Genomic DNA, 17,702 nt, shown 5'->3' on the forward strand with positions numbered 1-17,702 from the left:
ATGTCTCCGCCGGGCCTTTTTGCTTTGCTGAGGGGAAGGCGCGCCCTGATCGGCGCGCCGCAGCCGCTTACCAGGAGCGCTTCAGCCAGAGGACGCCGGACCAGGCGTTGCCGTCCTGGATCGAGCCTTCGCCGGTGACGCTGTTGTAGGAACCTTCGGCGAGGACATCGAGGCCCTTGACCGGGGTCCAGCCGGCGCCGAGGACGCCGCGCCAGGCCTGGAGGGAGTCATTGCCGCGCCAGGTGCCGTCACCATCATACTCGGCATAGCCCGCCGTCGCCGCCATGTAGACCGACGACGTGAAGGCGTGCTTGTACGACGCGAAGGCGCTCCAGCTGGTGCCGGGAGCGATCGCGGCGAGGTAGTTCTTGGTGTAACTGGAGAGACCAGCGACCGACGTGCCACCGGCGATGCCCGTGAACGAGTTCGCGTTGTCGCCGTACGAACCGGAGATCTGGAACTTGTCGCCCTTCGAGATGCTGTCGAGCGCGAGTTCGATGCTGCCGCCGATCGCCCAGCCGGCCTCGGAGGTGTAGGAGAGCAGCGTGGACGGAGCGCCGCCCGGCGGCGTGTAGGGCGACGACGAACGATCGAGCGCGATATTGGTATAGGCCGCAGCGATCTTGGTCGAGAAGATGCCCGAGGCGTAGCTGACGGCGCCGATGACGTTCGGGATATTGTCCGAACCGCCCTCGTAATAGGTCTTGCCGTTATTGTCGGTGACGATGCCGCCGGTATTGCCGAGCGAGCCACGATCGCGCTGGTCTTCGACCGAGAGCGACAGGCCGATGCCGTTCACGGCATAGGTCAGCGTGACCTGGTCGGTCTTGGTGTCGGAGGCGAAGGCGCCGGTGTCGTTGTAGCCCTGGCCGAAGTCGAACAGCGAGTCGAGGTAACCGGCCTTGAGCGGGCCGAGCTGCAGGTAAGCGGTCTGCAGATAGGCCGACTTGGTGACGGCGTTCGCCGCCTGCGTCAGCGACTCGGTGAAGCCGCCGGTGTTGCCGCTCTGAGCGCGGACTTCGAGGAAGCCGGTCAGATTGCCGTATTCGGTGACCGAGGAGGCGGTAAGCTGGATCGACACTTCGGTGTAGAAGTTGGTCCAGTTCGAATTCGGGTAGGCCGAGTTGTAGGTGCCGTAGTCGGTATCACCGACCGACGTGCCGAACTTCACATAGCCGCCGACCTTGATGCAGGTGTCGGTGCCGGGCGAATAGTAGAAGCCGGCGCCGAAGGCGTCGCAGACCTTCACGTAGTCGACCGGTTCGGCGACCGTGAGATCCGCCGCATGGGCGCCGCCAGCCACGACGAGCGCGGCAGCGGTACCGAGAAGCAGAGTGTTGAAGCGCATATCTGACCTCCAGTTGCGGTAGCTGAAGGCGAGCAGCAGACACCGTCCGTCGGCGCGGCAGCGCCGTCGGCGGGCGTCTTCAATGCCCCCAACCCCGTAAGCTCTTCTTTGCCCCCACGTGTGTGGGGGCAGCATTCGCCACGACCCCTCGCGGCGAATGGCGGCAACTTATCTGACTCCGTCGGTCTGTCCCGGTCCAAAATGCGCTGCAGCAAATTGTAACGGCTTTATGAAAAAGCCACGTGGCGGTTTTGGCACAGCACCCGGCTACGAGTACCTGCAACGCCTACAACTGAATCTGAATTGACGCGTTCGGTCGTTATATCGAACAGATCGCTCGGCCGTTTTACTTAGGCCTGATGCTTTGCCGGCATAGCCGACTACGGGGCGCTATCCGGCCTTTTCGGAGGGCAGGCGAGGGCGTTCCTCCGTCGATTTGACGAAATCTACGGTGCCGGGCAGCCACATTCGACGCAAGCCACACGTCCCTACCTTTGAAATCCTCCATTTTGGGTTGTGACTAGATTGATCTGTATTGTTTGAATTTCCTCATTCTTCAGGAAACAGACTTAACATCATTCTTGGTCATACCGTTTCCAGCCGGCGAAAACGCTCACGCTGCGACGAGAAAACGCTTGCTGGCGATTGGAACTGGCGCTAAAAAGGCATTGTTGCGATGCGAAGTGCATGTTGCACTGCACAAAGAGGCGCCGACTGCGGGGGTCGCCATGTATTTTGATGATTCAGCTCGTGTATTGGTTGGCGAGCGACCTGGTGCTTACGAAGCCAGCTTCAGTGCCGAAAGCAGTCGCGGCGTACTTCTCGCCCGCTCCAAGGCGGCGAACGAATCCCGGATCAAGCGGGCCATCGACGTCGTCGGCGCGGCCTCCCTGCTCCTCTTCTTCCTCCCCGTGATGCTTCTGATCGCGCTCGCCGTCCGCATCGAGACGCGTGGGCCGGCGCTCTTCCGCCAGCAGCGCTACGGCACCGATCGCTGCGTCTTCCTTTTGCTCAAGTTCCGCTCGATGACGGTGCAGGAGACCGAAGGGGCCTTCCGTCAGGTATCGAGTGGCGACGAACGGATCACCCGCGTCGGCGCGTTCCTCCGCCGCACCAGCCTCGACGAGTTGCCTCAGCTGATCAACGTCCTCAAGGGCGACATGTCGCTCGTGGGACCGCGGCCGCATGCGGTAGCCATGGACGATGCCTTCGGCCGGATTCTCCCGAACTACAATGACCGCCATCTGGTGCGCCCGGGGATCACGGGCCTTGCGCAGATCGAGGGTTTCCGCGGCCCGACCGACGGCATGGAGAAAATCCGGATGCGGCTGCGCTGTGACCGGGCCTATATCCGCCGCTGGTCGCCGCTCTACGACATCAAGATCCTGCTGCAGACACCGCTGCGGCTGCTGAATCCGAATGCATTCTGATATCCGGTTGGCGGGATTCTCCTTCCTCTCGAACTCCATCCTGCGCGGCGATCCGGCGATGCCGGAGCGCTGCCAGCCTTGTGGTTCGGCGGTTCGGTCGGGATCCCGGAGCTCAAGCGGTCCGTCTCGCTGGGCGAGGCGGAAAAAGTCATGTTTCATGAGCAGGGCGATTCATGGGACACTCGAATTCCGGATCGTTGCGACTCCGCAGCGCTCTCGTGCCCGGGCAGGCGCAGGAATTCGTGAAACTGGAATTTTTGGGGTGCTGGGGGCGATAAGGGGAAGAGTCGGAGAACGGATCGTCTCGTGATGGAATTCCCAGCAACCGAAGTTAAGGCCTGATCGTGCGCCGAAGCAGTCTGGCGGGCCTTCACGGCATCATCTTCGTCCTCCTCGTCCTCCTCCTCCTTCTCGCGCCCGTTCCCGTGGGCAGCAACCGGCCGTTCTTCTGGGAGGCGAACGCCGTAGCGGTGTCGGCGATGGCCTTCGTCTATCTGAGCTCCGTTGCTCGGCAGCCCGACAGGCTTCGGCTGCCGCTGGCCGAGTTCAAGTGGCCGTTGATTCTCGGCTTGCTCTCCACCGTCTGGATGCTGGTTCAGATCGTTCCGCTTCCGGTGGAACTGTTCGCGCCGCAGATCTGGACCGATGCCGGCATGGCCCTCGAGGCCGACGTCTGGCGTCGCATCAGCCTCGACACGGCGGCGACCAGCCTGATGCTGCTCAACTATATTACCTACGGCTTCCTGTTCTTCCTCTGCGCCCAAATCACGGTCAACGACGTCCGCGCCCATCGTTTCATGCAGGCGCTGTTCGCGATCATCACGGTCCACGCGGGCGTCGGGATCTTCCTGCTGTTCCAGCTCGGCGACACGCTGCTCTTCCTGCCGAAGTGGACCTATCAGGGCGTGGCGACGGGATTCTTCGTCAATCGCAATTCGTTCGCGACCTTCCTCGCCTTCGGCCTCGCGATCGGCTCTTCGCTGCTCGTGAATGCGATCATCCCGCGCCAGCGGGGCGGCCAGAACCGGCCGCTGCGCGAGATCTTCCGCCTGGACAACGCGCTCATCGCGGTGGCCGGCTATGGTGCCGGATTGGCGGTGATCGGTTCGGCGCTGGTGCTCTCCGCCTCACGCATGGGCGCCTTTGTCGGCCTGATCGGGCTCATCATGCCCGTGTTGCTCGGCGTCGTCCGGGCCCCGAGCCGGCGGCGGAGCGGACTTGCGATCGTCGTCGTTATTCTCCTGGTCGTTCTGCTCTTGCTCCTGCTTTCCGGCGGTGCGCTGACGGAGCGCTTCGGCAGCCAGGAAGCTCAGCAGGACCTCCGCTGGCCGCTCTTCGTCCAGACGATCGGCATGATCCTGCATCGCCCGTTCAGCGGTTTCGGCGGCGGCACATTCGAGGACGCGTTCGCGATCTATCATCGCCTGCCGCTGAGCGCCGACGTCGTCTGGGACAGGGCGCACAATCTCTATCTGGAGCTGTTCGCCGATCTCGGCGTGTTCGCGCTCGGCGTTCTGGCCGCCTCGGGATACGTCGTCTGGCGCATCGCGCGCGGGCTCTACCGGCGCACGCCGAGCGCTGCGCCGGTCGCCGCGGTCACCGTCGCGACCATTGCAGCGGTTCACTCGCTGGTCGATTTCAGCCTGCAGATTCAGGCTGTGGTGTTCATCTTCGTCGCGGTACTGGCCGCCGGCTACGCCCAGGTGGTCGGGGATTATGACGCCGATCGCCAGGAGCGCCTTGAAGTTGCGCGGCCGAGGCCCGCGAAGGCCGGCGAGGCCGGGCCCTTTGTCGCGGGAGGGTCTGCCCAGCCGCCGGTTTCGGGAGTGCACGCAGGCTCGCATTTGGCGCATAGTAACGGGGGAGTCGCCTTCGGCGACGCAAGGCTGTGAGCGGAGCGATGGGCGCGACTTCCCTTCTTTCACGTCTCTCGGCAGCCCTTTCGGGCGTGCGCGCGGCCGCGCCCGCCGCTGGCACTCGTCCCACGCTTGCCCTCCCGGATCGCGATCAGGTCCTCTACGTGATCGGCGACATTCATGGCTGCCTGCGGCAGCTCGAGGCGCTGGAAAGCCTGATCGTCGAGCGCGCGAGCCATATCGCTGATCGCGAGCATGTCATCGTCCTCGTCGGCGATCTGGTCGATCGGGGCCCGCAATCCGCGTCGGTCATCGATCGTGCAATGGCCCTGCTCGGCGGCAATGTTCGCCGCATCGTGCTCGCGGGCAATCATGAAGAGGCCATGCTCGATTCGATCGAGAGCGCGACCGCTGCCGCGGACTGGCTCTCCTTCGGCGGGCACGAGACGCTGAAATCCTACGGCGCCGACGAGATTCCGCGTGTCGATTCGCGCGCCGGCTTCCGCAAGTTCCAGCGCATGATGGAGTTTCTCGTGCCGCCGGAGCACATCGAATGGCTGCGGGCGCTGCCCAAGGCGGTCCGCTGGCGCGACTATTTCATCACGCATGCGGGTGTCCGCCCTGGCCTTGATCTCGACGAACAGTCGCAGCGGGACCTGCAATGGATCCGCGAGCCGTTTCTTTCGAGCGACGAGGATTTCGGCGCCGTCGTCGTCCACGGACATACGCCGTCCGAGACGCCGATGCGTTATGCGAACCGGATCTCCGTCGACACGGGATGCTTCATGGGCGGCCGTCTTTCGGCCGCGATGCTGGACCGCGACAGCGTCGGTTTCCTTTCTGTCTCCTAGCCCGCTGGCTGGCTGTCTCGAACCTGGATTGAGTGCGTCATGGAAATGCAGCGAATGAAGCGGGATGGAGAAGGCGCAGCCGAACGGGCGAGCGCGGACGATCAGTCCTGGACCAGCGGTCGCGAGACCGCCGCTCCCTTCGCCGACGAGGTCGTCCAGCCGCGCGAGGCCAGCGGCGGCCTCGACCTGCGCTCGATCATCGGACTCATCCGCCGGCAGATCAAACTGATCATCGCCACGATTCTGGTCGTCAACGGCATTGCCGCGCTCATCATCTTCCAGCTGACGCCGATCTATACGGCGACGGCGCTGGTGATGGTCGATCCGCGCCAGAAGGACATTCTCGATCCGGAAGGGCAGGTGTCTCTGCTTCCCAATGATTCCGGACGCGTCGAGAGCGAGGTCGGCATTCTGCGCTCGCCCGCCGTGATGGTCGGCGTCGTGCGCGATCTCGACCTCACCAACGATCCCAGCTTCGTGCCGCGCCCGGGCTGGCAGAGCCGGCTCAAGGAGATGATCGGCGCCAAGGAGACCCCACCCACAGCGGAGGCGGTCGCCAACACGGTTCTGGCCAATCTGCGCAACACGGTCGCGATCGCGCGCCAGGGCCTGACCTATCTGATCGAGATTTCGGCCAAGTCGACCGATCCGCAGAAGGCCGCGACGATCGCCAACAGCGTCGCCGACAACTACATCAAGGCCCAGATCGACGCGAAGATCGAGACCGCGGATATCGCGCAGCAGAAGATTCTCAGCCGGCTGGATGCCGCTGTCGCCTCAGTCCGCGCGGCCGAGGACAAGATCGATCGGTTTGTCGACGACAATCTCTCCGCGATCCACGATACGGCGACCCTCGACGATATCGCCTCGTTCCAGCGCGACATCGACTCGCAGCAGGCACGGCGGCTGGATCTCGCCAAGAACGCCGGGCAGCTGGACCAGCTGCGTCGCAGCGGCGATTGGGACCAGTTGATCGCCTCCGTGCAGTCCGATCAGCTGAAGGCGCTCAATGCGAGCCGCGAGAGCATCGAATCGCAGCTGAACGCCGACAGTTCCGACGAAGCCAAGGCGGTCAGGCTGCGCGAGCAGCTCTCCGAACTCGACAAGCGCCTGAACCTCGAAGCGCTGACGGCGGTGAGCCAGCTACGTGCGGATGTCGACGCCGCCCAGCAGCAGGAGAACGACCTCAAGCAGAAGCGCCGCGACAAGATCATCTCCAGCCTGCCCAAGGACGTGGTCGTGCGCCTCTACGAGGTGCAGAAGGAGGCGGATTCGAGCCGCTCCGTGTATGAGCGCATGCTCAACAGCTCCAAGGCTGTCGAAGCGCAGAAGGAACTGCAGGTCGCCGACAGCCGCGTCGTCTCCAAGGCGCTGCCGCCGTCGAGCCCGAGCTTCCCCAATACGCGCATGCTGTTCCTGCTCTGCGGTATCGCGTCGATCGGCCTCGGCCTCGGCCTCGCCTTCCTGCGCGAGAACTATGTCGGCGGCTTCGTCGACGAGGCGCAGACGGAATCGGTTCTCGGCGTGCCGGCGCTGTCGTCGCTGCCGAGCCTCGAACAGAACGCCGGCTGGAAGGCGGACGGAGCGATCCCCGCGAACGAAATCATCCTGCATCCGATCTCGCCCTATAGCGAGGCGGTGCGCCGCGTCCGGCTCGGCGTCGATCTCGGACGCCGTCGGCGGGCCGTCGGCGCGCAGACCATCCTCATCAGCTCGGCGGTTCCCAACGAGGGCAAGACGCAGACGGCGGTGTCGCTCGCCCGCGCCTTCGCCCTGTCCGGCAAGAAGACGCTGCTCATCGACTGCGATCTCCGCCGTCCGACCGTGCACAAGTCGCTCGGCATCGAGGCGCGCCCCGGCTTCATCGACTATCTGTCGGGTGCCGCCGGCGAGGATGCGCTCAACGATCTCGTCAGCGTCGATCCGGCGACCGGGCTCAGCATGATCGTCGGCGCGACCGGCAGCCGTTCGGCCACGGACTCGCTGCTCGATTCCGCGCGACTCGAGCGGCTTCTGGAGCTGGCGCAGGGCTGGTTCGACTTCATCGTGATCGACTCCTCGCCGCTGCTTCCCGTCATCGATGCGCGCCTGCTGCTGCGCTACGCGACCGCGACGGTGCTCGTGGTGCGCTGGGCCCAGACGTCGCAGCAGGAGGTCCGCGCCGCGCTCTCTGACCTCGGCCGCGTCAATTATCGCAACGTCCCGGTCTTCGTCGTCCTCAACCAGGTCGAGGTTGGCTCGTTCGGCTACGGCTATCGCGGCCGCTACAAGTCCTACTACGCCGAGGCAACCGGATGATGGCTGAAGCGACCCGGCGCCCGCGGCGCAGGGGCCGGACGAAGCACATCCTGCGGGGCCTTCAGGTCCTCGCCGGTGTGACGATGGTCCTGGCCGCCTTCCTCGGCTGGCGTGAGTCACGGCCGTTTACGTTGCAGCTGCAACCCGCCGAGGTCCGGCAACAGTTCTTTCTCGGGACGGAGCGGCGTCCCGCGCGTTTCTATGAGCTTGAGAGCCGGTTTGCCCGCAAGGCGCGCGTGGATGCCTGCCTCGACGCTTGGTCCACCGACGGTCAGGTCGGAACGGCGGAAGAGCGGTTGAATGCCTGCATCAACGTCGTGCGGCGCAATCTCACCATCGCGCCGGCCGGCTCGAATGACTGGCTGGTGGCCGCGATCCTGTCGAATATCGCGGGCAATCTCCCCGATACCGAGCGCTATCTGAAGCGCTCGCTGGCCACCGGACCGACCGAACAATGGATCGCCAAGCGTCGCGGCCCTCTGCTGTTCGACCTGCGCGACCAACTCGATGACGAGCTCAAGGCGCAGATCGACGTGCAGCTCGGGCTGATGTTGCGGACGGAAGAGGGCGTGAACAGCATCGCGCAGATCTATATCCGCGATCCCGCTTTCCGCGAGCGGATCGTGCATGTCGCCGAGACCGTCGAGCCGGTCTATCAGCAGCGCTTCCTGAACAAGGTCTATGAATGGGCGGCGCAGATCAATCCCGCGCCGGCCCAGTAGCCCGAACCCGGGGCAGGGCGAGCCGGCAGGACATTCCGCCATCCGGCTGATCAGCGACGCCTGGATAGGGCCTGGCCGGGCGTGACCCGGCCAAGGCGCCTTCCTGAGCCTTAGACATCGACAGCAAGTCTGGATTGCCGGGTCGAGCCCGGCAATGACAGGCGCCGGGCATGAAGGCCGAAGGTCGATCGACCCTCGGCCAGGTCCGCCCGGATTGCGGCCTCAGTCGCGGGGCGGGCCCTTGCGCTTGCGCGGGGCGGCGCCGTCGGAGAGCGGCTTGCCGGCGCGGGGCTTGTCGGTTCGCGGTCCATCGGTGCGACGCGGCGCACGCGGCGGCGGCGCCTCCGCCCGATCGATGCGGATATCCTCGTCGCCATTGGCCGCGAGCGCGATCTCGAACCGATCGACCGCGTCCTCATTGACCTCGAACAGCGTCTCGCGATCGAAGATCCGGATCGCGCCGACGTCTTCGCGCGTCACCTGTCCGCGGCGGCAGATCAGCGGCAGCAGCCATTTCGGGTCGGCGTTCTTCTGCCGGCCGATGGGGAGGCGGAACCAGCCCGCCGAACCGCCGCCTTCGCCATCCCGCCTCGGGCGCGGCTTGCGCTCCTTGTGCGGCGCACCGCCTTCGCCGGGCGCGCCTTCGGCCGCCGGCTCGCGGCGTCGGTCGGGCCGGATCCGCTCGTTGCGGTGCGTCTCGGCCCGCTCGCGGGCGCGTGTCTCGCGGGAGTTGCGTCCGTCGGGGATCGGGCCAGGGTCGAACAGATCTTCCGGTGCGGGAAGGCGCGAACGATCAAGTCGGAGGAGGGCGATCGCAAGGCCGTCCGGGCCGAGCTTCTCGACGAGGTCGCTGGCGAGGCGCGCTTCCTCATCCGTCGGCGGCTCCGCCGCGAGCACGCTGTCGAGAAGGCGCTGACGATCGCGCTCGCGAATCGCTTCCGCCGAAGGGGCCGAAACCCATTCGGCATCCACGCCGGCGGCGTCGAGCAGGCGCTGCGCCTTGTGGCGGAGCTTGTAAGGCACGATCAGGGCGCTGACGCCCTTGCGGCCGGCGCGGCCCGTGCGGCCGCTGCGATGCAGCAGCGTCTCGTGATTCTGCGGCAGGTCGGCATGCACGACGAGGCCGAGATCCGGCAGGTCGAGGCCGCGTGCCGCGACATCGGTCGCGACGCAGACCTGTACGCGCCCGTCTCGCAGCATCTGCATGGCGGAGTTGCGCTCGTTCTGGCTGAGTTCGCCGGAGAGGGCGACGACGGCGAAGCCGCGCTCGATCAGCGCGCCGTGCAGGCGGCGGACCGCCTCGCGCGTCGCGCAGAAGACCATGGCCTGCGGCGCGTCCGAGAGGCGCAGAATGTTGACGAGCGCCGGCTCGACCTCGTTCTGCGCGATGCGATAGGCGCGATAGGCGATGTCGCGATGCGGCTGGCTCTGGTCAATCGTATCGATCCGGAACGCGTCGCGCTGGTAGCGCTTGGCGAGGCGGACGATCTCGCGCGGGAGCGTCGCGGAGAAGAGCAGCGTCTGCCGCTCGGCCGGGGACGCCTCGAGAATGAACTCGAGATCCTCGCGAAAGCCGAGATCGAGCATCTCGTCGGCCTCGTCGAGCACGACGGCCCTGAGCTTCGAGATGTCGAGGCGGCCGCGCTCCAGATGGTCGCGCAGGCGGCCGGGCGTGCCGACGACGATATGGGCGCCGGCCGAGAGCGCGCGCTGTTCGCGCCGCACATCGGTTCCGCCGACGCTGGAGACGATTCGCGCGCCGGCAGCTTCATAGAGCCAGGCGAGTTCGCGCTGGACCTGCAGGGCGAGCTCGCGCGTCGGCGCGATGACCAGCGCCATAGGCTCGGCGGCGGGCGGCAGCGTTCCTTCCTCGCCGAGCAGCGTGGAGGCGAGCGCGAGGCCATAGGCGACGGTCTTGCCCGATCCGGTCTGCGCGGACACGAGAAGGTCGCGACCTTCGGCTTCGGGGGTGAGCACCGCGGACTGGACCGAGGTGAGCGTGGCGTAGCCGCGCGCTTCGAGCGCGCCGGCAATGGCGGGGTATCGGATGACTTGGCTCATGAACTGGAGTCGCAAAAGGCGGGCCACCATGCGGGCGGCCTGCGGGGCATGGCTGCGTCATAGCGCCGATGCGCCGCCACGCCAAGCGTTGTGCGAAAATGGCTGCCATTCGGCCAGGGAATGGGTCGTGGCAACGCCGCGTTAATCGTCTTCGGGCATCGTTCCTAAACCATGTCGATGCGCGTGCCCCAAGCCAGATGAAGACCCGCCACCGCAAGAATTCACGGCTTCGTCACATCCTCCTGCCGCTGGGGTCGTTGGCGGTCATGGGCTATTTCGGCTACCACTCCTTCAATGGCGATTACGGCATCTGGTCGCGTGACCGGATGCAGCGCGAGGCCATTGGGCTGGAAGCTGAACTCGCCTCGCTGAAGAAGCAGCGCGTGGCTCTGGACCGGCGGGTTTCGCTCCTGCGGCCGACCAGTCTCGATCCCGATATGATCGACGAACGCGCGCGCCGGAATCTGAATGTGCTGCACCCCGATGAGATCGTGATCGATCTCGCTGCGTCGCAACCGACCGCAGAGCAGCAGACAATGCCGCAGAGCAGCAATTAACCGAAATTCGGTTCATCTAACGTTTTTGCTTAGAAGTCATGTAGTTGGCGCATGGCTCCGATGTCGTCCGTGCACCTTGGAATGCAATTCGGCTTGAGCTAACGTCGCCGCACATAACTGGGAAACGCCCTGGAGATGAACGTATGGCCGTAGCCAAATCGCAGGTCGGCAGCAAAGCCGCGTCGACCGAAGGACGCAAGGTCGCGGCCTCACGAGCGGCGAAATCGCCGGCGACGTCAAAGTCGTCGGCCTCGAAATCTGCCGGAGGCGCGAAGGCCGCGATCGCCGATTTCACCAAGGAGCAGGAGCTCGCCGCCTATCGCGAGATGCTGCTGATCCGCCGCTTCGAGGAGAAGGCGGGCCAGATGTACGGCATGGGCCTGATCCATGGCTTCTGCCACCTCTATATCGGCCAGGAAGCGGTCGTCGTCGGCATGCAGATGGCGATTCGCACCGGTGAGGACCAGGTCATCACCGGCTACCGCGACCACGGCCATATGCTGGCGGCCGGCATGGACGCCAATGGCGTGATGGCGGAACTGACCGGGCGGCGCGATGGTTATTCGCGCGGCAAGGGCGGCTCGATGCACATGTTCTCCATCGAGAAGCAGTTCTTCGGCGGCCATGGCATCGTCGGCGCGCAGGTGTCGCTCGGCACCGGCCTCGCCTTCGCCAACCGCTACCGCAAGAACGATCTCGTCTCGCTGACCTATTTCGGCGACGGCGCGGCCAATCAGGGCCAGGTCTACGAGAGCTTCAACATGGCGGAGCTGTGGAAGCTCCCCGTGGTCTACATCATCGAGAACAATCGCTATGCGATGGGCACCTCGGTGGTCCGCTCCTCGGCGCAGACCGATTTCTCGAAGCGCGGCGCCTCCTTCAACATCCCCGGCGAGCAGGTCGACGGCATGGACGTGCGGGCCGTCAAGGCGGCCGGCGAGCGGGCCGTCGCGTGGTGCCGGGCCGGGAAGGGCCCCTACATCCTCGAGATGCAGACCTACCGCTACCGCGGCCACTCCATGTCCGACCCGGCCAAGTACCGCTCGAAGGACGAGGTGCAGAAGATGCGCACCGAGCACGATCCGATCGAGCAGGTCCGCGCGCGCCTCATCGACAAGAAGTGGGCGAGCGAGGACGATCTGAAGGCGATCGACGCGCAGGTTCGCGACATCGTCAACCACTCGGCCGATTTCGCACAGAACAGCCCCGAGCCGGATGCCGCCGAGCTCTGGACGGATATCGTACGGTAACAGGGCGGGAAATTACGATGCCGATCGACATTCTGATGCCCGCCCTTTCCCCGACCATGGAGGAGGGCACGCTCTCCAAATGGCTCAAGAAAGAGGGCGATCCGATCAAGTCCGGCGACGTGATCGCCGAGATCGAGACCGACAAGGCGACCATGGAGGTCGAGGCGGTCGATGAGGGGACGCTCGCCAAGGTTCTGGTGCCCGAGGGCACCGAGAACGTGAAGGTGAACACCCCGATCGCGATCCTCGCCGCCGAAGGCGAGGACGTCTCCAAGGCGGCCGCCGGCGGCGCCGCGGCGCCTGCTCCGGCCGCGGCTCCGGCTCCTGCGGCTGAACCCGCGCCCGTCGCTGCGCCGGCACCTGCCGCGCCGGCCGTTGCTGCCGCCCCGGTTGCCGTGACCGTCGCATCCGACCCGGCCATTCCGGCCGGCACGGAATTCGTGGCCATGACGGTGCGCGAGGCGCTCCGCGACGCGATGGCCGAGGAGATGCGCCGCGATCCGGACGTCTTCGTCATCGGCGAAGAGGTTGCGGAGTATCAGGGCGCCTACAAGATCACGCAGGGCCTGCTGCAGGAATTCAGCGCGGACCGCGTCATCGACACGCCGATCACCGAGCACGGCTTTGCCGGTCTCGCCGTCGGCGCGGCGCTCGCGGGCCTGAAGCCGATCGTCGAGTTCATGACCTTCAACTTCGCCATGCAGGCGATGGACCAGATCATCAATTCGGCGGCGAAGACGCATTACATGTCGGGCGGTCAGCTCGGCGCCTCGATCGTGTTCCGCGGCCCGAACGGCGCCGCGGCCCGCGTCGGCGCCCAGCACAGCCAGGACTATGCCGCCTGGTACAGCCAGATCCCGGGTCTCAAGGTGATCATGCCGTACAGCGCGGCCGACGCCAAAGGCCTGCTGAAGGCGGCGATCCGCGATCCGAACCCGATCGTGTTCCTCGAGAACGAGATCCTCTACGGCCACTCCTTCGAAGTGCCGAAGCTCGATGATTTCGTGCTGCCGATCGGCAAGGCGCGCATCCACAAGACCGGCAAGGACGTCACCATCGTGTCCTTCGGCATCGGCATGACCTATGTCGTGAAGGCGGTCGAGGAACTGGCCAAGGACGGCATCGACGCCGAGGTGATCGACCTCCGCACGCTGCGCCCGCTCGACATCGATACGGTGATCGAATCGGTGAAGAAGACCGGTCGTTGCGTCACGGTGGAAGAGGGCTGGCCGCAGGGTTCGATCGGTTCCGAGATCGCCGCGCAGCTGATGGAGAAGGCGTTCGACTATCTCGATGCGCCGGTGCTCAAGGTCACGGGCAAGGACGTTCCGATGCCCTATGCCGGCAATCTCGAAAAGCTCGCTCTGCCGAATGTCGGCGAAGTGATCGCGGCGGTCAAAGCCGTCACCTATCGCTAGGGGGAAGCGATGCCCATCAACATCCTGATGCCCGCGCTTTCGCCGACCATGGAAGAGGGCAACCTCGCCAAGTGGCATGTGAAAGAGGGTGACAAGGTCAAGTCCGGCGACGTGATCGCCGAGATCGAGACCGACAAGGCGACGATGGAAGTCGAATCCATCGACGAGGGCACGGTCGGCAAGATCGTGGTGCCCGAGGGCACCGAAGGCGTGAAGGTCAATGCGCTGATCGCCGTGCTGCTTGCCGATGGCGAGAGCGCGAGCGCGCTCGGCGATGCCCCGGCGCCCGCTGCCAAGCCCGCGGCGGCGCCTGCGCCTGCTGCGGCTCCCGCACAAGCCGCTCCGGCGGCAGCTCCGGCTCCGGCCGTTGCCGCTCCCGCCGCGGCGCCTGCGCCTGCTGCGGCTCCCGCTGCTGCCGGCGAGCGTCTCTTCGCCTCGCCGCTGGCGCGCCGCCTCGCCAAGGAAGCCGGCATCGACATCGCCAAGGTCGCCGGCACCGGCCCGCATGGCCGCATCATCCAGGCCGACATCGAGGCCGCCAAGGCCGGCGGTGGCGCTGCCAAGGCCGCCCCGGCTGCGGCTGCTGCACCGGCCCCGGCAGCGGCGCCCGCCGCTGCCGCTCCGGCCGGCGCCAGCGACGCGCAGACGCTCAAGCTCTTCGCCGACGGCGCCTACGAGCTCGTCCCGCATGACAATATGCGCAAGACGATCGCCCGCCGGCTGACCGAATCGAAGCAGACCGTCCCGCATTTCTACGTCACGGTCGATTGCGAGCTCGACGCGCTCTTGGCGCTGCGCGAGCAGATCAACGGCGCCGCGCCGAAGGACAAGGACGGCATGCCGGCCTACAAGGTCTCGGTCAACGACATGGTGATCAAGGCCATGGCGCTGGCGCTGAAGAAGACCCCCGCCGCGAACGCCTCGTGGACGGGCGAAGCGATGATCCTGCACAAGGTCGTCGATGTCGGCGTCGCCGTCTCGATCCCCGGCGGGCTGATCACGCCGATCGTGCGGAACGCGGACAAGAAGACGCTGTCCACCATCTCGAACGAGATGAAGGACCTCGCCAAGCGGGCCCGCGAGCGCAAGCTGAAGCCCGAGGAATACCAGGGCGGCACGACCTCGGTCTCCAATCTCGGCATGTTCGGCGTCAAGGACTTCGCGGCGATCATCAACCCGCCGCATGCGACGATCCTCGCGGTCGGCGCGGGCATCCAGAAGCCGGTCGTCAAGGGCGGCGAGATCAAGATCGCGACCGTCATGTCGGTCACGCTCTCGACCGACCACCGCGTCGTCGACGGCGCGCTGGGCGCTGAGCTGCTGCAGGCGTTCAAGGGCTATATCGAGAAGCCGATGGGGATGCTCGTCTGATCGACCGGCGGCCTTGATCTGGCGCAAGGCCGCCGCGTCGGCTATCGGCATGTTCGGCGCGCAACGCGCAATACGGAGTCTTGATTATGGTCCACACGCCGCACGAACTCGCCGAGGATTTTCCGGGCGAGCATGAGAAGATCGCCAAGCTCAAGGCCGAGAACGCGCATTTCGCGAAGCTGGTCGACGAGTATCACGAGATCAACCGCGCCGTTCACCGCGCGGAGACGGATGTCGAGCCGACGGACGACGTCCACATGATCGACATGCGCAAGCAGCGCATGAAGCTCAAGGACGAGATCGCCGCTCTGCTGCGGGCGTGATCCATGCCGTCCCGGCTTCGGCCGGGACGGTCACCAAGTGCAGCCGAAGGAAGAATCCAGGCGCCGGCTGCCAGCCTCGCGCCCGAACGATGCGAGGGAGGCCGGCCATGGCCAACGGCTACGACGTCATCATCATCGGCTCCGGCCCCGGCGGCTATGTCGCGGCGATCCGTGCTGCGCAGCTCGGTCTCAAGACGGCGGTCGTCGAATCGAAGCATCTCGGCGGCATCTGCCTGAACTGGGGCTGCATTCCGACCAAGGCGCTGCTGCGCTCGGCGGAAATCTATCATTATTTCGAGCATGCCGCGGATTACGGCCTCTCGGCCGAGAAGATCGGCTTCGACCCCGCCGCGATCACCAAGCGCTCGCGCGGTGTCGCCGGCCAGCTCAACCAGGGCGTCACCGGCCTTTTGAAGAAGAACAAGGTCGACGTGATCTGGGGCATCGCTGAGATCACCGCGCCCGGCAAGGTCACCGTCAAGCCCGCCGCCGCCGAGGCCTATGGCAAGCCGAACACGCCGCCCAAGGGCGCGCTGCCGGCCGGCAATTACGAGGCGAAGAACATCATCGTCGCGACGGGCGCCCGTCCGCGCGCGCTGCCGGGCATCGAGCCGGACGGCAAGCTGATCTGGACCTATTTCGAGGCCATGGTGCCCGAGACGCTGCCGAAGAAGCTGCTCGTCATGGGCTCCGGCGCGATCGGCATCGAGTTCGCGTCGTTCTATCACACCATGGGCGCCGACGTGACCGTGGTCGAGGTGCTGCCGCAGATCCTCCCCGTCGAGGACGAGGAGATCGCAGCCCATGCCCGCAAGCGCTTCGAGAAGCAGGGCATCAAGATCCTGACCGGCGCCAAGGTAACGAAGGTCGTGAAGGGCGCCAATTCGGTGACGGCGACGATCGACACCGGCGACGGCAAGACGCAGGAGATCACGGCCGACAAGCTGATCTCGGCGGTCGGCGTGGTCGGCAATATCGAAGGCCTCGGCCTCGAGAAGCTCGGCGTCAAGACGGATCGCGGCTGCGTCGTCATTGATGGCCTCGGCCGCACCAATGTTCCCGGCATCTTCGCGATCGGCGACGTCGCCGGCCCGCCCATGCTGGCCCACAAGGCCGAGCATGAGGGCGTGATCTGCGTCGAGGGCATCGCCGGGCTGCATCCGCATGCGATGGACAAGGCGAAGATTCCGGGCTGCACCTATTGCAACCCGCAGATCGCCTCCGTCGGCCTCACCGAGAAGAAGGCGCGCGAGGCGGGCTACGACATCCGCGTCGGCAAGTTCCCGTTCATCGGCAATGGCAAAGCCATTGCGCTCGGCGAGCCGGAAGGCCTCGTCAAGACGATCTTCGACAAGAAGACCGGCCAGCTTCTCGGTGCGCATCTGGTTGGCGCCGAAGTGACCGAACTGATCCAGGGCTTCGTGATCGCGATGAACCTGGAGACGACGGAAGAGGAGCTGATCCACTCCGTGTTCCCGCATCCGACGCTGTCCGAGACCATGCATGAGAGCGTCATGGCGGCCTATGGACGGGCGATCCACATCTGAGCCAGCGTGCCGGCTCCCGGGCCGGCACCGCTCGACCGCGATTTGACAGTCATCGACGCCGCGAAGGAGCGGTCGCATGGAACTCAAATCCATCCTGATCTGGATCGTCATCGGCTTGCTGGCCGGCTGGATCGCCAGCCTCGTGGTCGGCGGCGGCGGCCTCATCCGCAACGTCATTGTCGGCCTGATCGGCGCGGTAGTCGGCGGATTCCTGGTTCGCTATTTCGATATTCCGGTCAATCTCGGCAGCGACTTCGTCAACCAGGTCGTCGTCGCGGCCGTTGGCGCCGTGGTTGTCGTACTGGTGGCCCGGCTGCTCGCATGAGAGCCATGCGCCAGGGGGACTGGCGGGCGGCAGATTCGCAGACCATATTGGCGGGAACGGATCGGGAGGCTCACCAATGACCGGCGTCGGGATCTTCGCAACCATCATCATCGGCATCCTGGCCGGCTGGATCGCGTCGCGCAGCCTGGGGCGCTCCCACGGGCTGATCGTGAACCTGATCGTCGGCCTGATCGGCTCGTGGATCGGCGCCATCCTGGTTTCGAGCTTCAATCTCGCGCCGCAGCCCGGCTTCATCTCCTCGCTCGTCGTCTCGACGGTGGGCGCGATCGTCCTTCTCTTCCTGCTTGGCCTCTTCCGCCGGGCCTGATCGAAAAGAAACCTGCT

At 65.7% G+C, this 17,702-nt stretch carries 15 protein-coding genes; 13 read left to right on the plus strand and 2 right to left on the minus strand.

The genetic code is table 11. The features are described 5' to 3' along the window. Positions 1-67: 67 nt before the first annotated feature. A complete protein-coding gene (locus GGR25_RS02535; protein ID WP_183397142.1) occupies positions 68-1,348 on the minus strand; it encodes a porin in 1,281 nt (426 codons plus the stop codon). A gap of 635 nt (positions 1,349-1,983) precedes the next feature. On the opposite strand from GGR25_RS02535, the gene GGR25_RS02540 reads away from it, so the two are divergent. The 5 genes from GGR25_RS02540 (at position 1,984) to GGR25_RS02560 (ending at position 8,505) form a co-directional block, all read left to right on the plus strand. Continuing rightward, positions 1,984-2,778, plus strand: coding sequence for a sugar transferase (locus GGR25_RS02540; RefSeq protein ID WP_246409158.1), 795 nt, complete (start codon positions 1,984-1,986; stop codon positions 2,776-2,778). Between the two features lie 344 nt (positions 2,779-3,122). After that, positions 3,123-4,670, plus strand: coding sequence for an O-antigen ligase family protein (locus GGR25_RS24635; RefSeq protein ID WP_183397143.1), 1,548 nt, complete (start codon positions 3,123-3,125; stop codon positions 4,668-4,670). Positions 4,671-4,678: 8 nt separating this feature from the next. After that, positions 4,679-5,485 carry a metallophosphoesterase family protein gene (locus GGR25_RS02550; protein ID WP_183397144.1) on the plus strand — a complete coding sequence of 269 codons (807 nt, stop codon included), beginning with the start codon at positions 4,679-4,681 and terminating at the stop codon, positions 5,483-5,485. Between the two features lie 54 nt (positions 5,486-5,539). Next, positions 5,540-7,783 (plus strand): GumC family protein, encoded by a 2,244-nt coding sequence (locus GGR25_RS02555; RefSeq protein ID WP_183397145.1) that lies wholly within the window; start codon positions 5,540-5,542, stop codon positions 7,781-7,783. After that, the gene (locus GGR25_RS02560; RefSeq protein ID WP_210299782.1) at positions 7,780-8,505 is read left to right on the plus strand and encodes a hypothetical protein; all 726 of its coding nucleotides are present in this window, start codon (positions 7,780-7,782) and stop codon (positions 8,503-8,505) included. Before GGR25_RS02555 ends, GGR25_RS02560 begins: the two co-directional genes overlap by 4 nt. Positions 8,506-8,727: 222 nt before the next feature. Here the strand turns inward: GGR25_RS02560 and GGR25_RS02565 are convergent, their stop codons facing one another. After that, positions 8,728-10,566, minus strand: coding sequence for a DEAD/DEAH box helicase (locus GGR25_RS02565; protein ID WP_183397147.1), 1,839 nt, complete (start codon positions 10,564-10,566; stop codon positions 8,728-8,730). A gap of 197 nt (positions 10,567-10,763) precedes the next feature. Between GGR25_RS02565 and GGR25_RS02570 the strand changes: the two genes are divergently transcribed. The 8 genes from GGR25_RS02570 (at position 10,764) to GGR25_RS02605 (ending at position 17,685) form a co-directional block, all read left to right on the plus strand. Next, positions 10,764-11,123, plus strand: a complete 360-nt coding sequence (locus GGR25_RS02570) for an FtsB family cell division protein (protein WP_183397148.1) — start codon at positions 10,764-10,766, stop codon at positions 11,121-11,123. A gap of 143 nt (positions 11,124-11,266) precedes the next feature. Then, positions 11,267-12,373 carry a pyruvate dehydrogenase (acetyl-transferring) E1 component subunit alpha gene (gene pdhA, locus GGR25_RS02575; RefSeq protein WP_183397149.1) on the plus strand — a complete coding sequence of 369 codons (1,107 nt, stop codon included), beginning with the start codon at positions 11,267-11,269 and terminating at the stop codon, positions 12,371-12,373. A gap of 17 nt (positions 12,374-12,390) precedes the next feature. Then, positions 12,391-13,791 carry a pyruvate dehydrogenase complex E1 component subunit beta gene (locus GGR25_RS02580; protein ID WP_183397150.1) on the plus strand — a complete coding sequence of 467 codons (1,401 nt, stop codon included), beginning with the start codon at positions 12,391-12,393 and terminating at the stop codon, positions 13,789-13,791. Positions 13,792-13,800: 9 nt separating this feature from the next. After that, entirely contained in the window at positions 13,801-15,162 is a 1,362-nt protein-coding gene (locus GGR25_RS02585; protein ID WP_183397151.1) for a pyruvate dehydrogenase complex dihydrolipoamide acetyltransferase, read from the plus strand. Between the two features lie 86 nt (positions 15,163-15,248). Beyond that, a complete protein-coding gene (locus GGR25_RS02590) occupies positions 15,249-15,485 on the plus strand; it encodes an HP1242/YdcH family protein (protein ID WP_183397152.1) in 237 nt (78 codons plus the stop codon). Between the two features lie 107 nt (positions 15,486-15,592). Beyond that, positions 15,593-17,032: a dihydrolipoyl dehydrogenase gene (lpdA, locus tag GGR25_RS02595; RefSeq protein WP_183397153.1), complete on the plus strand. Its 1,440-nt coding sequence runs from the start codon at positions 15,593-15,595 to the stop codon at positions 17,030-17,032. A gap of 76 nt (positions 17,033-17,108) precedes the next feature. After that, positions 17,109-17,357, plus strand: coding sequence for a GlsB/YeaQ/YmgE family stress response membrane protein (locus GGR25_RS02600; RefSeq protein ID WP_183397154.1), 249 nt, complete (start codon positions 17,109-17,111; stop codon positions 17,355-17,357). Positions 17,358-17,433: 76 nt separating this feature from the next. Further along, positions 17,434-17,685, plus strand: a complete 252-nt coding sequence (locus GGR25_RS02605; RefSeq protein ID WP_183397155.1) for a GlsB/YeaQ/YmgE family stress response membrane protein — start codon at positions 17,434-17,436, stop codon at positions 17,683-17,685. The last annotated feature ends 17 nt before the right edge of the window (positions 17,686-17,702 follow it).

It is taken from the genome of Kaistia hirudinis, from assembly GCF_014196455.1.
Lineage (GTDB): Bacteria > Pseudomonadota > Alphaproteobacteria > Rhizobiales > Kaistiaceae > Kaistia > Kaistia hirudinis.

What these genes read in the sequence shown, in the direction of transcription:
- GGR25_RS02535 (WP_183397142.1), bottom strand. Translation starts at nt 1,348, where the DNA reads ATGCGCTTCAACACTCTGCTTCTCGGTACCGCTGCCGCGCTCGTCGTG.
- pdhA (WP_183397149.1), top strand. Translation starts at nt 11,267, where the DNA reads ATGGCCGTAGCCAAATCGCAGGTCGGCAGCAAAGCCGCGTCGACCGAA.
- GGR25_RS02555 (WP_183397145.1), top strand. Translation starts at nt 5,540, where the DNA reads ATGAAGCGGGATGGAGAAGGCGCAGCCGAACGGGCGAGCGCGGACGAT.
- lpdA (WP_183397153.1), top strand. Translation starts at nt 15,593, where the DNA reads ATGGCCAACGGCTACGACGTCATCATCATCGGCTCCGGCCCCGGCGGC.
- GGR25_RS02560 (WP_210299782.1), top strand. Translation starts at nt 7,780, where the DNA reads ATGATGGCTGAAGCGACCCGGCGCCCGCGGCGCAGGGGCCGGACGAAG.
- GGR25_RS02600 (WP_183397154.1), top strand. Translation starts at nt 17,109, where the DNA reads ATGGAACTCAAATCCATCCTGATCTGGATCGTCATCGGCTTGCTGGCC.
- GGR25_RS02570 (WP_183397148.1), top strand. Translation starts at nt 10,764, where the DNA reads ATGAAGACCCGCCACCGCAAGAATTCACGGCTTCGTCACATCCTCCTG.
- GGR25_RS02565 (WP_183397147.1), bottom strand. Translation starts at nt 10,566, where the DNA reads ATGAGCCAAGTCATCCGATACCCCGCCATTGCCGGCGCGCTCGAAGCG.
- GGR25_RS02580 (WP_183397150.1), top strand. Translation starts at nt 12,391, where the DNA reads ATGCCGATCGACATTCTGATGCCCGCCCTTTCCCCGACCATGGAGGAG.
- GGR25_RS02605 (WP_183397155.1), top strand. Translation starts at nt 17,434, where the DNA reads ATGACCGGCGTCGGGATCTTCGCAACCATCATCATCGGCATCCTGGCC.
- GGR25_RS02550 (WP_183397144.1), top strand. Translation starts at nt 4,679, where the DNA reads ATGGGCGCGACTTCCCTTCTTTCACGTCTCTCGGCAGCCCTTTCGGGC.
- GGR25_RS02585 (WP_183397151.1), top strand. Translation starts at nt 13,801, where the DNA reads ATGCCCATCAACATCCTGATGCCCGCGCTTTCGCCGACCATGGAAGAG.
- GGR25_RS02590 (WP_183397152.1), top strand. Translation starts at nt 15,249, where the DNA reads ATGGTCCACACGCCGCACGAACTCGCCGAGGATTTTCCGGGCGAGCAT.